Annotated in this window: 24 protein-coding genes; 3 read left to right on the top strand and 21 right to left on the bottom strand. The window is 63.8% G+C overall.

Annotated features, from left to right (window positions below; translation table 11 throughout):
* Nucleotide 1 precedes the first annotated feature (1 nt).
* From GJV26_RS00175 to GJV26_RS00115, 13 genes are all read right to left on the bottom strand, one after another.
* Nucleotides 2–298: a phage tail assembly protein gene (locus GJV26_RS00175; RefSeq protein WP_155706580.1), complete on the bottom strand. Its 297-nt coding sequence runs from the start codon at nt 296–298 to the stop codon at nt 2–4.
* Nucleotides 299–345: 47 nt separating this feature from the next.
* On the bottom strand, nt 346–855 hold the full coding sequence (locus tag GJV26_RS00170; protein WP_155706578.1) for a phage major tail tube protein: 510 nt from the start codon (nt 853–855) through the stop codon (nt 346–348).
* Between the two features lie 21 nt (nt 856–876).
* Nucleotides 877–2049 (bottom strand): phage tail sheath protein, encoded by a 1173-nt coding sequence (locus GJV26_RS00165; RefSeq protein WP_155706576.1) that lies wholly within the window; start codon nt 2047–2049, stop codon nt 877–879.
* A 171-nt stretch (nt 2050–2220) separates the two neighbouring features.
* Nucleotides 2221–2532 (bottom strand): hypothetical protein, encoded by a 312-nt coding sequence (locus GJV26_RS00160; RefSeq protein ID WP_229419114.1) that lies wholly within the window; start codon nt 2530–2532, stop codon nt 2221–2223.
* Nucleotides 2529–2993 (bottom strand): hypothetical protein, encoded by a 465-nt coding sequence (locus GJV26_RS00155; RefSeq protein ID WP_155706574.1) that lies wholly within the window; start codon nt 2991–2993, stop codon nt 2529–2531. Before GJV26_RS00155 ends, GJV26_RS00160 begins: the two co-directional genes overlap by 4 nt.
* Entirely contained in the window at nt 2993–4153 is a 1161-nt protein-coding gene (locus GJV26_RS00150) for a WD40/YVTN/BNR-like repeat-containing protein (protein WP_155706572.1), read from the bottom strand. The genes GJV26_RS00155 and GJV26_RS00150 overlap by 1 nt, the downstream gene beginning before the upstream one ends.
* A complete protein-coding gene (locus tag GJV26_RS00145) occupies nt 4153–4464 on the bottom strand; it encodes a hypothetical protein (RefSeq protein ID WP_155706570.1) in 312 nt (103 codons plus the stop codon). The genes GJV26_RS00150 and GJV26_RS00145 overlap by 1 nt, the downstream gene beginning before the upstream one ends.
* A 12-nt stretch (nt 4465–4476) precedes the next feature.
* Nucleotides 4477–5148, bottom strand: coding sequence for a phage tail protein (locus GJV26_RS00140; RefSeq protein WP_155706568.1), 672 nt, complete (start codon nt 5146–5148; stop codon nt 4477–4479).
* Entirely contained in the window at nt 5145–5675 is a 531-nt protein-coding gene (locus tag GJV26_RS00135) for a phage tail protein I (RefSeq protein ID WP_155706566.1), read from the bottom strand. Before GJV26_RS00135 ends, GJV26_RS00140 begins: the two co-directional genes overlap by 4 nt.
* Before the next feature lies 1 nt (nt 5676).
* Nucleotides 5677–6573: a baseplate assembly protein gene (locus tag GJV26_RS00130; RefSeq protein WP_155706565.1), complete on the bottom strand. Its 897-nt coding sequence runs from the start codon at nt 6571–6573 to the stop codon at nt 5677–5679.
* Nucleotide 6574: 1 nt separating this feature from the next.
* Nucleotides 6575–6925 carry a GPW/gp25 family protein gene (locus GJV26_RS00125; protein ID WP_189442210.1) on the bottom strand — a complete coding sequence of 117 codons (351 nt, stop codon included), beginning with the start codon at nt 6923–6925 and terminating at the stop codon, nt 6575–6577.
* The gene (locus GJV26_RS00120; protein ID WP_155706561.1) at nt 6922–7344 is read right to left on the bottom strand and encodes a hypothetical protein; all 423 of its coding nucleotides are present in this window, start codon (nt 7342–7344) and stop codon (nt 6922–6924) included. The genes GJV26_RS00125 and GJV26_RS00120 overlap by 4 nt, the downstream gene beginning before the upstream one ends.
* 8 nt (nt 7345–7352) lie before the next feature.
* Nucleotides 7353–7895 (bottom strand): phage baseplate assembly protein V, encoded by a 543-nt coding sequence (locus tag GJV26_RS00115; RefSeq protein ID WP_155706559.1) that lies wholly within the window; start codon nt 7893–7895, stop codon nt 7353–7355.
* Between the two features lie 149 nt (nt 7896–8044).
* Here GJV26_RS00115 and GJV26_RS00110 point away from each other — a divergent pair, with 149 nt between their 5' ends.
* The 3 genes from GJV26_RS00110 to GJV26_RS00100 all read left to right on the top strand — a co-directional run bounded on the left by GJV26_RS00110 (nt 8045) and on the right by GJV26_RS00100 (nt 10718).
* Nucleotides 8045–8800 carry a DNA-methyltransferase gene (locus GJV26_RS00110; RefSeq protein ID WP_229427987.1) on the top strand — a complete coding sequence of 252 codons (756 nt, stop codon included), beginning with the start codon at nt 8045–8047 and terminating at the stop codon, nt 8798–8800.
* A gap of 12 nt (nt 8801–8812) precedes the next feature.
* Nucleotides 8813–9208 carry a hypothetical protein gene (locus tag GJV26_RS00105; protein WP_155706557.1) on the top strand — a complete coding sequence of 132 codons (396 nt, stop codon included), beginning with the start codon at nt 8813–8815 and terminating at the stop codon, nt 9206–9208.
* Between the two features lie 244 nt (nt 9209–9452).
* Entirely contained in the window at nt 9453–10718 is a 1266-nt protein-coding gene (locus GJV26_RS00100) for an SGNH/GDSL hydrolase family protein (RefSeq protein WP_155706555.1), read from the top strand.
* A gap of 42 nt (nt 10719–10760) precedes the next feature.
* Here the strand turns inward: GJV26_RS00100 and GJV26_RS00095 are convergent, their stop codons facing one another.
* From GJV26_RS00095 to GJV26_RS00060, 8 genes are all read right to left on the bottom strand, one after another.
* Nucleotides 10761–11243, bottom strand: coding sequence for a phage virion morphogenesis protein (locus GJV26_RS00095; RefSeq protein WP_155706613.1), 483 nt, complete (start codon nt 11241–11243; stop codon nt 10761–10763).
* The gene (locus tag GJV26_RS00090; RefSeq protein ID WP_173346093.1) at nt 11240–11671 is read right to left on the bottom strand and encodes a phage tail protein; all 432 of its coding nucleotides are present in this window, start codon (nt 11669–11671) and stop codon (nt 11240–11242) included. Before GJV26_RS00090 ends, GJV26_RS00095 begins: the two co-directional genes overlap by 4 nt.
* Nucleotides 11668–11928 carry an Rz1-like lysis system protein LysC gene (gene lysC / locus GJV26_RS00085; RefSeq protein WP_155706551.1) on the bottom strand — a complete coding sequence of 87 codons (261 nt, stop codon included), beginning with the start codon at nt 11926–11928 and terminating at the stop codon, nt 11668–11670. Before lysC ends, GJV26_RS00090 begins: the two co-directional genes overlap by 4 nt.
* 264 nt (nt 11929–12192) lie before the next feature.
* The gene (locus GJV26_RS00080) at nt 12193–12999 is read right to left on the bottom strand and encodes an N-acetylmuramidase domain-containing protein (RefSeq protein WP_155706549.1); all 807 of its coding nucleotides are present in this window, start codon (nt 12997–12999) and stop codon (nt 12193–12195) included.
* Complete coding sequence (locus GJV26_RS00075; RefSeq protein WP_229427988.1) at nt 12996–13268, bottom strand: phage holin family protein; 273 nt, start codon at nt 13266–13268, stop codon at nt 12996–12998. Before GJV26_RS00075 ends, GJV26_RS00080 begins: the two co-directional genes overlap by 4 nt.
* A 1-nt stretch (nt 13269) precedes the next feature.
* Nucleotides 13270–13617, bottom strand: coding sequence for a putative holin (locus GJV26_RS00070; protein ID WP_189442213.1), 348 nt, complete (start codon nt 13615–13617; stop codon nt 13270–13272).
* Nucleotides 13618–13630: 13 nt separating this feature from the next.
* Nucleotides 13631–13837, bottom strand: a complete 207-nt coding sequence (locus tag GJV26_RS00065; RefSeq protein WP_155706545.1) for a tail protein X — start codon at nt 13835–13837, stop codon at nt 13631–13633.
* Entirely contained in the window at nt 13837–14310 is a 474-nt protein-coding gene (locus GJV26_RS00060; protein ID WP_155706543.1) for a head completion/stabilization protein, read from the bottom strand. Before GJV26_RS00060 ends, GJV26_RS00065 begins: the two co-directional genes overlap by 1 nt.
* Nucleotides 14311–14335 lie beyond the last annotated feature (25 nt).

The raw sequence follows: 14335 nt of genomic DNA, 5'->3' as shown, positions 1-14335 counted from the left end.
TCTACTCGGAGAGGGAGCGCGCCTGAGCAAGCGCTGCCTTCGGTGCCAAAAAACCGGCGAACTCCGATCCTAGCTGGATCAGGTCGGCGGGATCGAGGCGGAACACGTCGGCTTCGGTCAGGGTCGGCGTGGAGATGCGCGGCAGCACCTTGGCCAGCGCATTCACGTCCAGCTGAATCAGGTCCTGCAGGTTGGTGCCGCGCAGCGCGCCGCTGTCCGGCTTGCGCAGCTCGATCGAGGTAATCGTGGTTTCGCCGCGGGTCAGGGGGGTGTCGAGGATAACGGTTACGGTGGTCATAGTGTTCTTTCAGTATTGGGATGCCCGCCAGGTGGCGGGCGGGTTGCTTACATGCCGATGGCCGTGCGGATGGCGGTCTGGCGGTCCACGCCGTTGACCTTCTCGATCATGCCCATGACGTCGATCTCGATCACGTCGGCGCCGTTGATGGTCAGCTTGTAGTAGCTGACGGCCGTGACTACCTTGAACGCGGTCTTGTCGCCCATCTTCGCGCTACCGGGATCGATTTCCTTGTGGCGGCCGCGCACGACAACTTCCACGGCGTCGACCTGGTCGGAATCCTGTGCCTGGTAGGCGCCGGCAAAACGGATCATGGCGCCGTCATGGCGTGTCAGGCCCCACTGGTCGAGGATGCCCCGGATGATGCCGCCATAGGTCTGTTCCAGCGTCAGCGCCTCCAGGCCCATGTCGATTTCGACGGTGCCGCTCATGCCGCCGCCGCTCCACTCTTCCATCTTGCGCGACAGCTTGGGCAGCTGGATTTCCTCGGCCTGGCCGGCATAGCTCGTGCCATCCAGGAATACGTTGAAGTTCTTGAGAATGCTTGGCAATGCCATGGTGGTTTCCTTGTGAAGGGGTTACGCGGTGATCCGGCTGGAGAAATCAGCCAGGTAGCGGTCGGTGATGCGCTGGCGCAGCATCAGGTTTTCCAGAGGCGGTACCGGCGTGTAGTCGAAATCGAGGGCGAGCTTGCCCGCGGCCAGGTCGACTTGCGAATTGGCCGATGCATCGAACCAGGCGTTGCCGTCGATGATGAGACCGGCGTTGCGCAGCGTGCGGAACTCGTGGTTGATCGACTCCAGGATGTCGCGCACCAGGGATGGGTGCAGTGGCTTGTCCGACGCCCACGCCATGCCGTTGGCCATCGTGTCGCCCAGGATCTGCGCGGTGCGCGTCGACGACTCGAAAGCGAACAGCGGATCGTCGGAACAGGTGCGGCTACCCCAGAAGCGGAAGCCGTCGCGGCGGACCAGCGTGGTGATGTCGTGCTCGTTGAGGTAGCCGGCGTCGGACGTCGGGTCTTGCAGGTCGAAGAACACATCGCGGCTGATGCCGGTGGCGCCGTTGACTGCGACGTTGGAAATCGTCTTGTGCCAGCCGGTCTCGGCGTCGATCTTGGCGCGCAGGCCCAGCGCGATCGCGGCCGATGCAATCACGTCGTCCGCTTTCGTGGCGGTGTTCCAGTTGACGAAGTCCGGATGGATCAGCATCAGCTCGCGGGCGGCGAAGCCGGCGCGGTAGGCTACCGCGTCTTCCTTCGTTGTACAGTTGTAGGCGTTCGCGTAGGCCATGCCGCGCAGGCGCTGTGCGATCGAGACCAGCTCGGTGGTTACGGGCAGCGTGTCGAGGCCGGGCGCGCCCAAGATGCGCGGCTTGATGCCCAGGCGGCTTTCCGCGGCCAGCAGTGCCTTCAGGCCGGTGTACTGGCCCGCAGCATTGGCGCCGCCGATCACGTTGGTGGTGGTCGTGGCGGCATCCTGGCCTTGCGCCACGCGCACGACCACGATCTCCGGCTTGGTCTGCGCGCCGATCGCTTCCAGCGTCCGTGCCAGCGTCCCCTTCGTGCCGGCCTTGCCTGCCGCTGTCGTCGGGTTGTTGATGTACACAGGCACGTTCAGCGGGAACGCGGCAGCGTCGGCATCGTCGGCGGTGCAGACCATGCCGATGATCGCGGTGGACGTGGCGCGCAGCGGCCGGCTGCCCTCGTTGATTTCCTGCACACGTACGCCGTGGTGGTAGTCCGTTGCCATTCTTTATGCTCCAGGTGGTGTATGAAAAGTGCGTCTGCAGTGGGCGAATGCCGGTGCAAGACAGTGCCGAAAGGATGCCGTGCACGCGCGCGCGACGCATCAAGAGGCGCCTGTACCCGTTGCGGGTACAGGAAAAGAAAACGGCCACCAAGTGGCGGCCGCGGCGATGGGTCAGGTGCCCTCGGATCTGCTGCAGTGGTCCTTCTCGATCCAGTCCAGGACGCGGCACAGCACGCACCCCCAGGTACGGCCCTCGCGTCGCGCCCGGCTGGCCCGGCTGCTCACCGTCTCGGTATCGAGCCCGCCGGTGACTGCATTGCCCATGCGATCGTAGCCGCGGGCGATGCGCCAGTAGCGATCACTGCCGGCCAGGGCCGCGCCGATCATCCACAGCGTCCCGATCGCATGCGCCACTTGGCACACGACGACGATAGCCAGGAGGCCCAGGCGTTGACCAACGGCGCGAGCGATGCGGCCGCTCATGCGTGCCCCACTGCATCGTCCAGCGGCTGCGGCAGGCCGACGATATACCTTTCCTGCTCGGTCGTCGGCCTTGTCAGCACGGCTGTCTTCTCGGCCTCGGTGATGATGTCCTTCGTGACCAGGACATCGAGGAGGGTTGGCAGATCGGCGCGCTGCAGGTCGATGTATTTGCGCGGCAGGACCAGCATCACCAGTCCAGCCACTTCCGGGTCCGTCGAACTGGTGATGGCCAGCGACTTGCTGCCGAAGCGGTCGAAGAACGAGCCCACGTCGATCCACCAGTATTCCGCAGGTGCTGCTGACCAGGTCAACGCCGGCGTGGCCATCACCCATGCGCCATTCACGAACTGCAGCGGTTGCGCGGCGCCGGCGGGTGGTGCGAGGTTCGTGCTGTTGGCGGGGAATCCGGGGCCGAAATACGTGCTGGTGACATATCCAGCAGCGTCAAGAATCCAGGCCATTATTTGACCCTCACGAATTGGCCGGCGGTGCCGGACAAGTACAGATATTCGCTATCGGTGTCGTTCTCAGCATAGGCACGTCCGATGTTTGCTTCGCCCGTCGTCCTGCTCTGATAAAGAAAAACGCCATCGCCGTAGCCCACGGCAGAAGCTGCGGCACTACCAGTTGGAAGAATATTGAAGGGTTGGAATTTTAATCCGTCGACAGACATGAATGCTGCCTCAAACGCCGAGTTTCCCGAGAAAATAATCCAAACGCCATTGCCGGCCACTACCCCAGTCAACACCGCATCACCTCCGCTTTTATTCAGCGGAACAGGCAGCGTGACCCACGTTACTCCGTCAGTGCTCGTGAGAATTGCAGATGGCACTGACGCAATCAAAACGAATGCGCTAATTGAACCTGCTTTCCCATATGTGACATAGGCGCCATTTTGCACGGCATTTGGAAAAGTTCGTGGAGTCCAAGTAATGCCATCGGGCGATGTAGCGGATATTGCTGACCCGACGCCGGAAGCGGTTCGAGAAACCACCAGGAACGTCCCGTTTCCCCAGGCCGCGCAGGTCCAGTTGGCTACCGCAGGCAAAGTGCGCGGCGTCCAGGTAACGCCGTCCGGCGACGTGTAAGCCTGATTTGTGTTTGCGACAGCAAAAAAGAACAGCCCGCCGCCAAAGCAAAGCGTATTCGGGCTGGAATTGCCTGGCGCCGTTTGTTGTGTCCACTTTTCGCCATCCGGCGACGTGGCGATGATCCCGCTGCCGCCGGCCATTGCCACGAACTGGCCATTGCCGTAAACAACATCTGTCCACTGCGTGGTCGCTGGCAGAAGGCGATTCTGCCAGGTCTTGCCGCCATCACGAGAGATCCGGCAGCGCCCTGCCGCTTGCGCGCTGCTATTGCCGCCGACGTTAACGAAAATGCCTCCACCATAGGCAAAATCCGAACTCCCGAAGGACGCATCATCGATAGGCGTAAGTGCCGATGAAATTGATCTGGCGCGCGGGAATGCTGTCGACAGCTGCGGATAGTCTGCACGTTTTACCAATTCGCCAATCGCCTTGTAATCGGCGCCTGAACGGAACATGGATGCGATGCCGCCAATGGGCACCATGTCGATCGAAATCTCGGAGGCCGATCGGGCATTGAGTGAACGTCCCATTATGCGTCCTCTTCAAAGCCACGTACCTGCACCGTCAGGCCGATTGCCGGCGCGCGGACGGTTACCTTTTCTCCTGCCGATACGGGCACCTGCGTGCGTTCTAGCACGTCCCGCGGCTGGATCGGGGAGCCATCAAACGCATCGTCATCGGTTACACCCGTGCCTACGTACACATCCGGGTCGATCGTGGTGTTCTTGGTGCGGTTGAAAATATTGATGACGACCGTGGCCACCTTGCCAGGCGGGGCCGTGTACACAACCGTGTCCATGTTCTCGGGAATGGCCTTCTTCCCTAGCAATCCATTTGCCATTGATAAATCTCCTTAACTTGCTGAATTGAAAAAGCGGAATGCTCGCGCACCACGCAATGCCTTGAGAACGTCGGCCGTCAGCAGGCGGCCAACCCTCGCATATTGGGGATGCGGATCAGCTTCGGCCTGGTGCATGCCAACTGCAGTCGCTGCAACAGTCGCGGCTTCGCCTGGTGTGGTGTATTGCGGGTGTGGATCCGCTTTGCCCTCGTGGATGCCGATCTGGTCGAGGACGGCCTGCAGTGTGGCGTAGGCCTGCGGATCCACCAGCACGCTTACCGCCGCGGCGTCGACGAACGCGACCACCATGCGCAGGACCATGCCCGTCACGGCGCCGGCACCAGGTGCAGGGCGTTCGACCGCTGGGTAGTTACTCACGGACATCACCTTGCCGCCGGCGCGGCCGCCGATCAACGCCAGTTCGCGGATCCAGTAGCCGCCCCGGTCTTCGGGAATGGCGGCTTCCACCACCAGCCAGGTAGGCTCGGCGGGATGCTTCTTGATCGACGCCACCTGTACGCGGTCGACCTCGCGCACCAGGCCAGTTCGCCCGGTGGGATCCACCGGGTTGCCGCCGCCGTCGCCGATGGCCAGGTGCGTAAAGGGCACGGTCATGCCGTCCCGGATCGCGCCGGCGAGTTCCGCCAGGCCGACCAGAGTAGGGACAGAGAAAAAGGTCGTCATGTTGCTTTCGGATAAATGGTTGTGGTGATGAGGGTGTTATGTGCCATGCCGATGTACACGCGCGTCACGGGCCGGGCGATCAGGCGCACGGTGTAATGCGCCCGCAGTGGCTTCACGGCGTCGATCTGGCTGTTCAATGCATCGAGCCAGGTCACGGTCATGCCGTCATACGTTTCGACGTCGACGCGGAAGGTACCTGGCTGGGCCCGGGGCTGTTCCTGCCACCATTCCTCCACCTCGGCGGCAATGCCCAGGGCGGACAGTGCGGCCTTGAGGGCGGCCAGGGTGCCGCGCTGGCGATGCACCTGGTAGGCACTGGCGATCACGCCCCGCTTTTGCATCTCGGTCCACTGGTCGTTCCAGGGAGACACCGCCAGTTCGGCGGCCAGCCAGGGCAGTAGCTTTTCCGGGCAGGTGTCCGGGTTCACCAGGTCGCGCAGCGGCGTGGGCACATCGCCCAGGCGGGCGTTGACCGCGGCGATGTTGCGCTCGAGCTGTGTGCTATTCGGTGGAAGCAGGTTCGTCATTTCACGCCACTGTCAAAACGATTTCGACGCAGTGCGGCGCCTCGGTGGCGGCTGTGATCACGTCGGCTGCGGGTTCGACCAGGTCGACCCGCTCCACGCCGCTGACGTGCAATGCCCCATCGATGCCGGACAGTGCGACCACACGCCGGATCCCGTGGCAGGCGGCCACGTAGGCATCGAGCTTGGCGCGGGCCTCGGCAACCACCACCGATGCATCAGGGCCGGGAAACATGAACAGCTTGGCCTCGATGCGGTACGGGACGATGCTGGCCGACTGCACGGTGACGAGATCGGTCAGCGGCCGCACGGTTTCCGCGGTCAACGCGGCATCGACCTTGCCCAGAAGCTCGGCCGGCGCGATGCCGGTGCCGTTGCGCGAAAGCACGGTGACCAGCACTTCGCACGGCGCTGGGCTCTGCGCTGCGACGTCGAGCACCGCGCTGTCGGCCGTCAGGGCATGGAACAGGTAGGCCCCGGTCGGACCGGCCACGGAATACCCCAGCGGGGCCAGCAGTGCGCGCCGGCGCAGATCTGCATCCGATTCCATCACTGCGGCGATGCCGTTTGGCTCGTCGGCCGGCGTGATGACCAGGCGCTGGACGTTCACCCGTGCTGCGACCTGGTCGAGGTCGCTTTTTTGCGCGTAGACCAGCATCACGGCGCGGGCGGCATCGTTCACGCGCTGGAGCACGCCCACTTCACGGTAGGCACTCTCCTGCAGCAGCATGGCCATCGGTTCAGAATCGAGTTCCAGAGCGGCGGCGATATCGGCCTTCTGGTCGGCTGGAGACAGGGCAACCAGGGCGGCCTTGCGCTCGGCATACAGGGTGGTCGAGTCGATGACTTCCACCACGCCGGGGAACGGCAGCTGGGAAAGATCGATGGCAGTTGTGGTCATATCAGGTTCCAGGTGTCAGGCTCACGCGCGCGACGACCGCGTCACGCGAAATAGTGGTGGTGCCCTCCACCTCGATCACGGTCTTGCCCGCGTCGTCGGGGTCGGTGCTCAGGCTCACGCGCGACAGGCGCAGGCGTGGCTCGTGCCGCATCAGGGCCGTGGCCACGGCGGCATACAGCCGTACCCGGGTAGCCGCGTTGTTCGGAGCATCGACCAAGTCGATCAATTCACCACCGAACAGGCGCCGGTTCACGCGCGAGTACAGCGGCGTGGTCAGGATCTTGCTGATCGACTGGCTCAGGTGCGGCACGCCGGCGAGGGAGCGCCCGGTAGTAGCGTTCATCCCGATCACGGCGCTGGCTCCACGGTCGAGACATCAGGCAGGGAAACAGCCGGGATCTCGATCGTGCACGTCTTGATCTTTCCGGCGGCCTCCTGAATCGCGGCTGTCAGTTCCGCCATGGCGGCGACCATTTCAGCTGCCTGTGCGGCATAGGTGACGTATGGCTTCATGTAGGGCGTCAGGAACGACGTGATGAAGTTCGACAGCCAAGAAATGATGGCATTCAGGCTGGTGGGCGGCTTCAGTAGCGCGAGCATGGGCTGCAGGGCAGCCAGCTGCGCCGTGATGGCATCGCTTTGCGCCTGGATCGATGCGATCGCATCGTTGGTAACTTCCTGCAGTTCGTGGCAATCGGTCGCATTGTTGATGCGCTGCGTGAGCGCTTTGACATATTGCTTGTTGAAAATTGCGGATCCTTGCGGTTGCATGGCTGACCTCAAAAAATATTTGTGATGATCCCGTCCGCGACGGTGACCACTTGCCCGGTAGGGGTAGTGAAACTGCCACTAGCGCCGGTGCCGGCATGAAGGTTGCCGGTAGTCCGTGCGCTGCCGTCCACACTCAACACAGCGGACTTCACGCGAACTGCCGATGCCGCGACCAGGTTGACCATGGCAGCGGCCGGCAGCAGGACAGACAACAGCTGCGCGGCGTGGTCGTAGGACAGCACGGCACCGTCGGGGTAGGCGCGCACATGTGCGCTTGGCGATGTGCTGGGCGCCGGGCGGTCATTGGCATAAAGCCCGCGCAGCGCGACACCATCCGCCGGTTCCCCGCCAGGGCACAGCAACAGGACCTGCTCCCCGGCGGTCGGCGGTTCCCACTCGCGTGTATCGCCGGCGATCGCCAGCCAGGGGATCCAGTTCGTTTGCAGCTCGCCCGTGGCCACGCGGCACTTCCCCAGGTCGTGGTTGACCTGCAGGATCGTGCCCTTGCGCACCAGGTTCAGCAGCAGTCTGAGAAGTTGAGTTGTGTCCATGCCGCCATGTTGCCGGCCACACGCGCGCGACGCATCAAGCGGCGCCTGTGCCCGCTGCGGGTACAGGGCTCTCCGATATCCGCCGGCGGCCGCATTGCCGAGAATGCTTCCATCGCGTGCATGCGCGCGCATTCAATGGACGGAGAAACGTGAATCACCCTGAACAGCCGGCAGTACCGGCATACCTCAACAAGCTGCTGCAGATCGATGCGCTCGACTTGGCCCGCCAGCTGGAGCCCGAGTCGATCGACATGCTGCTGACCGATCCGCCCTATTCGTCGGGCGGCCTGCACGTGGGCGATCGCGCCAAGGACACCACCACCAAGTACATCCAGACCAGTACGAAGACGAAATACCAGGACTTCGCCTGCGACAACATGGACCAGCGCTCGTGGTCCTTCTGGTGCCATGCCTGGCTGACCGAAGCCGAACGGGCCTTGAAGCCGGGTGGCTTGGTCGTGTGCTTCATCGATTGGCGACAGCTGCCCACGCTGACCGACGTTGTGCAGGCCGCAGGCTTCACGCTGCGCGGTATTGCGGTGTGGGACAAGATGGCCGGCCGCTTCCGGCCGCGCAAGGGCGGCTTCGGCCAGCAGGCCGAGTTCATCGTGTGGGCCAGCAAGGGCAAGATGCTGCCGCACGAGGTGTATCTGGGCGGCGTGTTCGCGTCGCGGCTCTCCACGCAAAAGCAGCATCTGACCGAAAAGCCGATCGACGTGGCGCGGCAGATCGTGCGCCTGGTGCCGCCGGGCGGCACGCTGGCCGACTTCTTCGCCGGCTGCGGCACGTTCCTGCTGGCTGCGAAGGAAGCAGGCTTGAACTGGACGGGATCCGAAAAGAACCCGGTTTATCACCAGCTGGCCAGCCAGCGCCTGGCCGACGTGCCGGCGCAGCTGGCTGCGTAACAGGAGGCCGCAATGGCAAACACAAAATTTCAACGGCTTTCGTACAGCGCGGTCTACCAGCAGGTCGATCCAGTCACGGCCACGCTGGTAGCCGGCGCTGCAGCAGCAGTGGTGGCTACCTTCGATATCACCCCGATCAAATTTATTACGGTCAGCCTGGACGTAACGATCGCGGCGCTCACCGGCGTAGAAGTATGGGTACGTGGCGATACGCGGGCACGCTGGATTCAACTGACAGCTGACCAGCTGGACGGGTATGGCCGAAGCGATACGGGCACGGACATTAATTCCACCCCGGCAGGCAGTGCCTGCTTCATGATGCTCAACTGTATCGGCTGGTCCGATGTGATGATCAAAGCGAAGTCAGCGGGCGCGGCGAAATTGTCTGTAACGGCCGGGGGACAATAATGGGCGCAGTTATCAATTCCCGCCGGCTGAGCCGTGCAACCGTATCGGGCAAGGCCGCTACTGGTGTCACTGCACTGCTCGTGGGGATTCCCGCACGGCGCAAAACTACGTCCTGCACTACATCGCGAGTATTTCTCGCACGGCCGGCATCGTCACCGTCAAATTCATCGGGTCTGCGCTAGATGCGCCTTTCCCGTACCTGTGGAAGACCTGCCCGGTTCAGGTCGAAAATGTGCCGGAGGACGTGCGCGGCAAGCGTTTCATTCTGGACGGTGCCGGCTCGACCTGGCGTTTTGAGGCACCGGGGCCTGATTTTGCAGAGTACACGCCCCCGGGCACGCCACACGTCATGAACCAAGCGCACTACGCCTCAAACGGCTGGTTCGTCCGCATGAACGCCAGGGCGATGCAGAAATTCGACCTGGTGGATATCGTCGCCTCGGTGGGTCGCGGAACGGACGAGATCGCAACGACACGCCTGGCGGAGGCGACGGCATCGAAGGCCGAGGTCGCGTTCTTGTGGGCGGGTATCAATGACATCATGAACGTCATACCGCGCCCGGCCGCCGAGATCCTGGCCAATCTGAAGACGACCGCACTTGCGTTGAAGGCCAGCGGCAAACGAGTTTTTCTGTTTTGCGAGATGCCGCTTTATGGGGCGAACAACACCGCGGCCCGCGCGCTCGTCATTTCACAGCTCAACCAGGGCATCCGAAAATTCGTGCGCGATACACCTGGCCTCGACCTCGTGGATATTTACCGCGCTCTGGTCGACCCGACCGCCACAGCGACCGGCGCGGCGCGGCAGTACATGCTCGCTACGGATAACCTGCACCCGTGCGCGTATGGTGCCGACGAGATCGCAAAAGTCGGCATTGCCGCGACGGCGGGCATTCCACTCGTCGACACGCGCGTGACGTCGGTCCTTGAAACGTACGGCGCAAGTGCGCTCAACACGAACGTGCTCGATAGCGCGCCGTTCGCGGCAGGCGCGGTCGATGTGCCCTATGCCGGTAGCCAGGTGGGCGCCGGCTATGCCGGCTTCAAGGAGAACAATTCCGGCGCCGTGTTCAGTGTGGTCGATCGTGCCGATGGCATGGGCAAGATCAACCGCGTGACGTACACGCCAACGGCGAACGGGGACGGTGCGCGCTGGCTTTCCGCCAACATCAACGGCGCCCGCGTGAAAAACAACATGCGCGTCTATAGCGAGACAACCGTGAAGACCACAGGCGCCGCGGGGGGCGTCGTGAAAATGCCACGTCACTACCTGATGATCACGCTGGCCGGGGGCGCAGGTTCGGCAGCCGTGAGCGCTATGTCCGAAGTCGAGACGAACAGCCTCTACCAGCCACGCGAGGATGTTGAGCTGTTCTTGCGCACGCCTGCTGTCACGCTGGCAACGGCGCCGACAAACCTTTATGCCCTCACTGGCCTCGCGTCGTGGTCGGCCGGCGCCGCCGTCACGTTCGATATGTCGCTGTGCAAGATCGATGTGAAGGCGGCGTAACCGGGCAGCTGGTTGCCCGTGGACGGGGATGGCGTTGAAAATTCAGCGAGCCAGGTGTTCCAGGAGCCGGTCGCGGATCATGTCACGGCCGGCCTGGTCGAGGCCCAGCAACTGGCGGATCGGGTAGCGGTACTTGTTTCGCCCGGGCTCTACCTCCGATTCTTCCCCCTCCTGGTGGACCCGTGCAATGCGGGCCACGCGGCCGGCAAATCCGATGGTGACGCCGGCGCTATCCGTTTCCACCTTCATCATGCGCGCGGTGCGCAGCTTCACGAACATGGCCTGGCGTTTGATCCGGCCGCGTCGCTCGCGCAGCTGGCCGCCCTGCCGTACCTGCTGCACCTGGCGCGGCTTGCGCGGGTCGTACGGGCTGCCGTCCGGGTTCCGTTGGGAAGCGATGCGGCGTTGCTGGTTGCGGCGCAGCTCGCGGCCCACGTCCATGGCGATCTTCCGGCGCTCGGCCGGCTCCAGCCGGGCCAGTGCGGCGCCGGCCCACTGTTCCAGGGCTTCCAGGTTGTCCATCAGATCAGCCCACCCAGGCGGGTCCATTCCGGCACCGGTTCGGCCGGGTGGCTGAATGTCGGCTGCCCGCCGGCGTCGATCGACACGATGACGCGCTCGGACAGCTCCAGTTCGACCGAAACGTCATAGGTCTCGTGGTTCAGCACGTCGACTTCGAAGCGCACGCCGCGGGCCTGCTTCTCCGGATTCTCCAGCAGATCCGATTCGTTGACACGGCACCATTCCAGGATGGCGAACAGGAGGTGATCCGGGTCGCCGCTCCAGTCGGTCAGAATCAGGTTCAGGGTGTAGCCGTACTGAAACGACTTGCCCGGGGCACCGGTGCTGACGGCGCGGCCCTTGTCCACGAAGACCAGCAGCTTGTCCGGATCGTTGGCCAGTGTCGGGATGGCCGCGGTGACGGCCTGGCGCAGGCTCGCGGGCTTCTTCACTGGTCCGCCTTCGCTTGGCATGCCGCGATCATGTCGACCACGGCCGCGCATTCCGCCCACGCGCCCTCGGCGCGATCGAGCGCCATGTTCATGTCGCCGTTACTTCTCACCCGCGCCGCCGGCAGCTGGCAGGGCTGCACTCTTGGACAGGAATTCACGGTAAGCCGCGGCGCCGGTAAGGGTTGGGTGGTCCCGCAGCCCTGCAACAGGCTCAGGGACAGCAGCAGCAGCCCAGGCGCGCACTTCGACGTTTTCATTTTGGAGTTTCCTCATTTCAATTTCACGGTTGCCCAGCTGGGAACGGATTGCGTCGCGCTCGCCCTGTAGCCGCGCGGCCTGTTCCCCCTTCTGTTTGGCCACGTCGCCCAAGGCAATGATGGTCTGGTTGCGCTCGGTGATGGTGCTCTCGGCCTGCTCCGCCACGCGCTCGGCGGTGGCGGCTTTGTTCTGCAGGTGATCGACGTACAGGTAGGCGATGAGGAACACGATGATGGCGACCAGGATCCGCTCGAGCATGGCGATCACGCCGCCACCTCGTCGAGCTCTGCATATTTCGCGTAGGCAGCTGCCAGCTTGGCGTCGTACAGGTTGCGTGCGAAAGCCGGGCCGTTGTACAGCTTGGCGAACGCCGCCCACTTCTTTGCCTTCAGCGCGGCCAGCATCGGCGCCTCGTGCTCGACAAAGCGCACGAATGCATCGAGCTGGCCAGCCTCGTCCCGCTGCATGCTGTACACGAAATCCTGCACGCTGGCGTAGCCCAGCATCTTCCAGTAGTAGCCCATGATCTGGAATGCGCCCCAGCTGGCCGCCTCGTATGCAGCCGCGATGTGCGTGTGTTTGGCGATCTCCAGTCGGATGTACTCGCCGGCGCCGCCCTGGTAGCCGCCTACCTGCTGCGCGCAGATCGTTGGCGACTGCAGCGCGATCGGCGCCGGGTCCACGCCGTGCTCCTGCAGCCGTTTGTAAAACACGTGCCGTTCGAACAGGATCACCGGGCGGCCGTCAGGCAGGAAGCCCTGGCCGCGGGACTCCACCTCGTTCACGGCACGCACGGTGGCCAGCGGCAGGCCAAGGCGATCGGCGGCCGCCTGCAGGTCCTGCGCGCCCAGGTGCTTGGGCTGGCAGGCGCCTACCAGGGCCATGAAACTCTTCTGGCCATAGATGCCGTCGATCACCAGGCCGTTGGCGCGCTGCAGGCCCATCACGGCGCGCTCGGTCGCCTCGTCATACACGTTGGTCTGGTTGACCAGGTAGCCGGCGGCCTTCAGCCGCTGCTGCAGCGTGCCCACGTTGGTGCCGTGGTCGCCGGCTTTCAGTACAGGGGTCATTTTTCACTCCACAGAAGACGCGCGACGTTGCCACGCGACAAAACGATAAACATGGCCAGCAGCGCAGCGCGGCCGGCTTCAAACAGGCTCACGCCCTTACTGTTGAGCATCAGCTCGATCGCGGATCCGCCCAGGATCACAAGGACCCCCCAGGCCATCAACGAAACGTGTTGGCGATGGCGCGCGCCGTCCTTGCGGTACAGCAGCAACGCACCGATCGCCACGAAATAGGCCATCAGGGCGATGGCGGCGGCGGGGTTGGGCACCACGTCAGCCTCCTTTTTTTCTGAAGAACGACAGCAGGTCAGCGGTTTTCACGCGCTCGATCAGCTGCAGGGCAATGGCGATCGCACACGCGGCCGCGAAGAAAGCAGCCATGCCGGTGGACCGGATCGGCAGCCAGGCAACGACGTCCGGCGCGGCCTGGTAGCCGGCGATCATCGAAATGACCAGGTACGCCAGGCGGGTGGCCAGCGTCAGGTCCTTGCTGCTGACCACCAGCAGCGTGGCGCCGGCGAAGGCACCGATGAGGGCGTTACCGTCAACGCCTGGCAGGATCGAGGCCAGGCCCACGCCAGTGACGGCGACGGCGACGGTAGAAGGAATGGGTTCGGCCACGATTGGCTCCTTGTTAGTCCCACAGCTGCAGCAGCGGGGATTGGGTTTTCTGTTTCGGCGCTTCGGGCATCTCGACTTCAAGGCCGTGCGGCAGGGTCACGCCGTAGTCGGCCAGGCCGGGGTTCTGTTCCAGGACCAGTTCCACCATGCCTTGCGTCACGCCGTAATGCCGCCAGCACAGCAGATCCACCGTGTCGCCCTGTTGTGCCGTCACGCGCATCAGATCAGCTCGACCGTGGTGTTGCTCAGGCCCAGGAACGCGCGCACCGCACGGCGCGCGGCACCGCGTTCGTCGTCGGCCACCTGGTCGGCGCATTCGGCTGCATCGAGACCGGACTTCGTGGAATCGAAGCCGCGGTACTTCTCGGTCAGGTCGGCCCGCACGGTGCGGTGCACGGCTGCCAGGTAGAGCGTGAGCTGCCGGCCTTCGCCGTCGATCTTCGGTTCCAGCTCGGAGAGGGAAGCGACGCCGGCCAGCTGGCGGGCAGCCTTCCACTCGGCGAATTCATCGTTCAGGGCGATCACGGCGATTACCACGGCTTCGCGCAGGCGCTGGGCGGTCACCGTGCCATCGAGCCGCACGGCGCCGCGCACGCGCTCCAGATCGATATCCGGGAAGAAGCCGTCGTTGGTCACGGTGTTGCTGCTGGGCGGTGTCGCCGGTGCCGCGCCGGCGGTGGCAATGAAACTCATGTATGTGTATCCGGTAAGTGGGCGG

Origin of the sequence: Pseudoduganella dura, assembly GCF_009727155.1 — a bacterium.
Taxonomy (GTDB): Bacteria; Pseudomonadota; Gammaproteobacteria; order Burkholderiales; family Burkholderiaceae_D; genus Rugamonas; species Rugamonas dura.
The sequence above is the reverse complement of the archived record's forward strand: the minus strand, read 5'-3'. Positions and strand labels throughout refer to the sequence as shown.

Coding starts and splice junctions, on each gene's coding strand:
- GJV26_RS00175 (WP_155706580.1), bottom strand. CDS start 298: ATGACCACCGTAACCGTTATCCTCGACACCCCCCTGACCCGCGGCGAA.
- GJV26_RS00170 (WP_155706578.1), bottom strand. CDS start 855: ATGGCATTGCCAAGCATTCTCAAGAACTTCAACGTATTCCTGGATGGC.
- GJV26_RS00165 (WP_155706576.1), bottom strand. CDS start 2,049: ATGGCAACGGACTACCACCACGGCGTACGTGTGCAGGAAATCAACGAG.
- GJV26_RS00160 (WP_229419114.1), bottom strand. CDS start 2,532: ATGAGCGGCCGCATCGCTCGCGCCGTTGGTCAACGCCTGGGCCTCCTG.
- GJV26_RS00155 (WP_155706574.1), bottom strand. CDS start 2,993: ATGGCCTGGATTCTTGACGCTGCTGGATATGTCACCAGCACGTATTTC.
- GJV26_RS00150 (WP_155706572.1), bottom strand. CDS start 4,153: ATGGGACGTTCACTCAATGCCCGATCGGCCTCCGAGATTTCGATCGAC.
- GJV26_RS00145 (WP_155706570.1), bottom strand. CDS start 4,464: ATGGCAAATGGATTGCTAGGGAAGAAGGCCATTCCCGAGAACATGGAC.
- GJV26_RS00140 (WP_155706568.1), bottom strand. CDS start 5,148: ATGACGACCTTTTTCTCTGTCCCTACTCTGGTCGGCCTGGCGGAACTC.
- GJV26_RS00135 (WP_155706566.1), bottom strand. CDS start 5,675: ATGACGAACCTGCTTCCACCGAATAGCACACAGCTCGAGCGCAACATC.
- GJV26_RS00130 (WP_155706565.1), bottom strand. CDS start 6,573: ATGACCACAACTGCCATCGATCTTTCCCAGCTGCCGTTCCCCGGCGTG.
- GJV26_RS00120 (WP_155706561.1), bottom strand. CDS start 7,344: ATGCAACCGCAAGGATCCGCAATTTTCAACAAGCAATATGTCAAAGCG.
- GJV26_RS00115 (WP_155706559.1), bottom strand. CDS start 7,895: ATGGACACAACTCAACTTCTCAGACTGCTGCTGAACCTGGTGCGCAAG.
- GJV26_RS00105 (WP_155706557.1), top strand. CDS start 8,813: ATGGCAAACACAAAATTTCAACGGCTTTCGTACAGCGCGGTCTACCAG.
- lysC (WP_155706551.1), bottom strand. CDS start 11,928: ATGAAAACGTCGAAGTGCGCGCCTGGGCTGCTGCTGCTGTCCCTGAGC.
- GJV26_RS00080 (WP_155706549.1), bottom strand. CDS start 12,999: ATGACCCCTGTACTGAAAGCCGGCGACCACGGCACCAACGTGGGCACG.
- GJV26_RS00065 (WP_155706545.1), bottom strand. CDS start 13,837: ATGCGCGTGACGGCACAACAGGGCGACACGGTGGATCTGCTGTGCTGG.
- GJV26_RS00060 (WP_155706543.1), bottom strand. CDS start 14,310: ATGAGTTTCATTGCCACCGCCGGCGCGGCACCGGCGACACCGCCCAGC.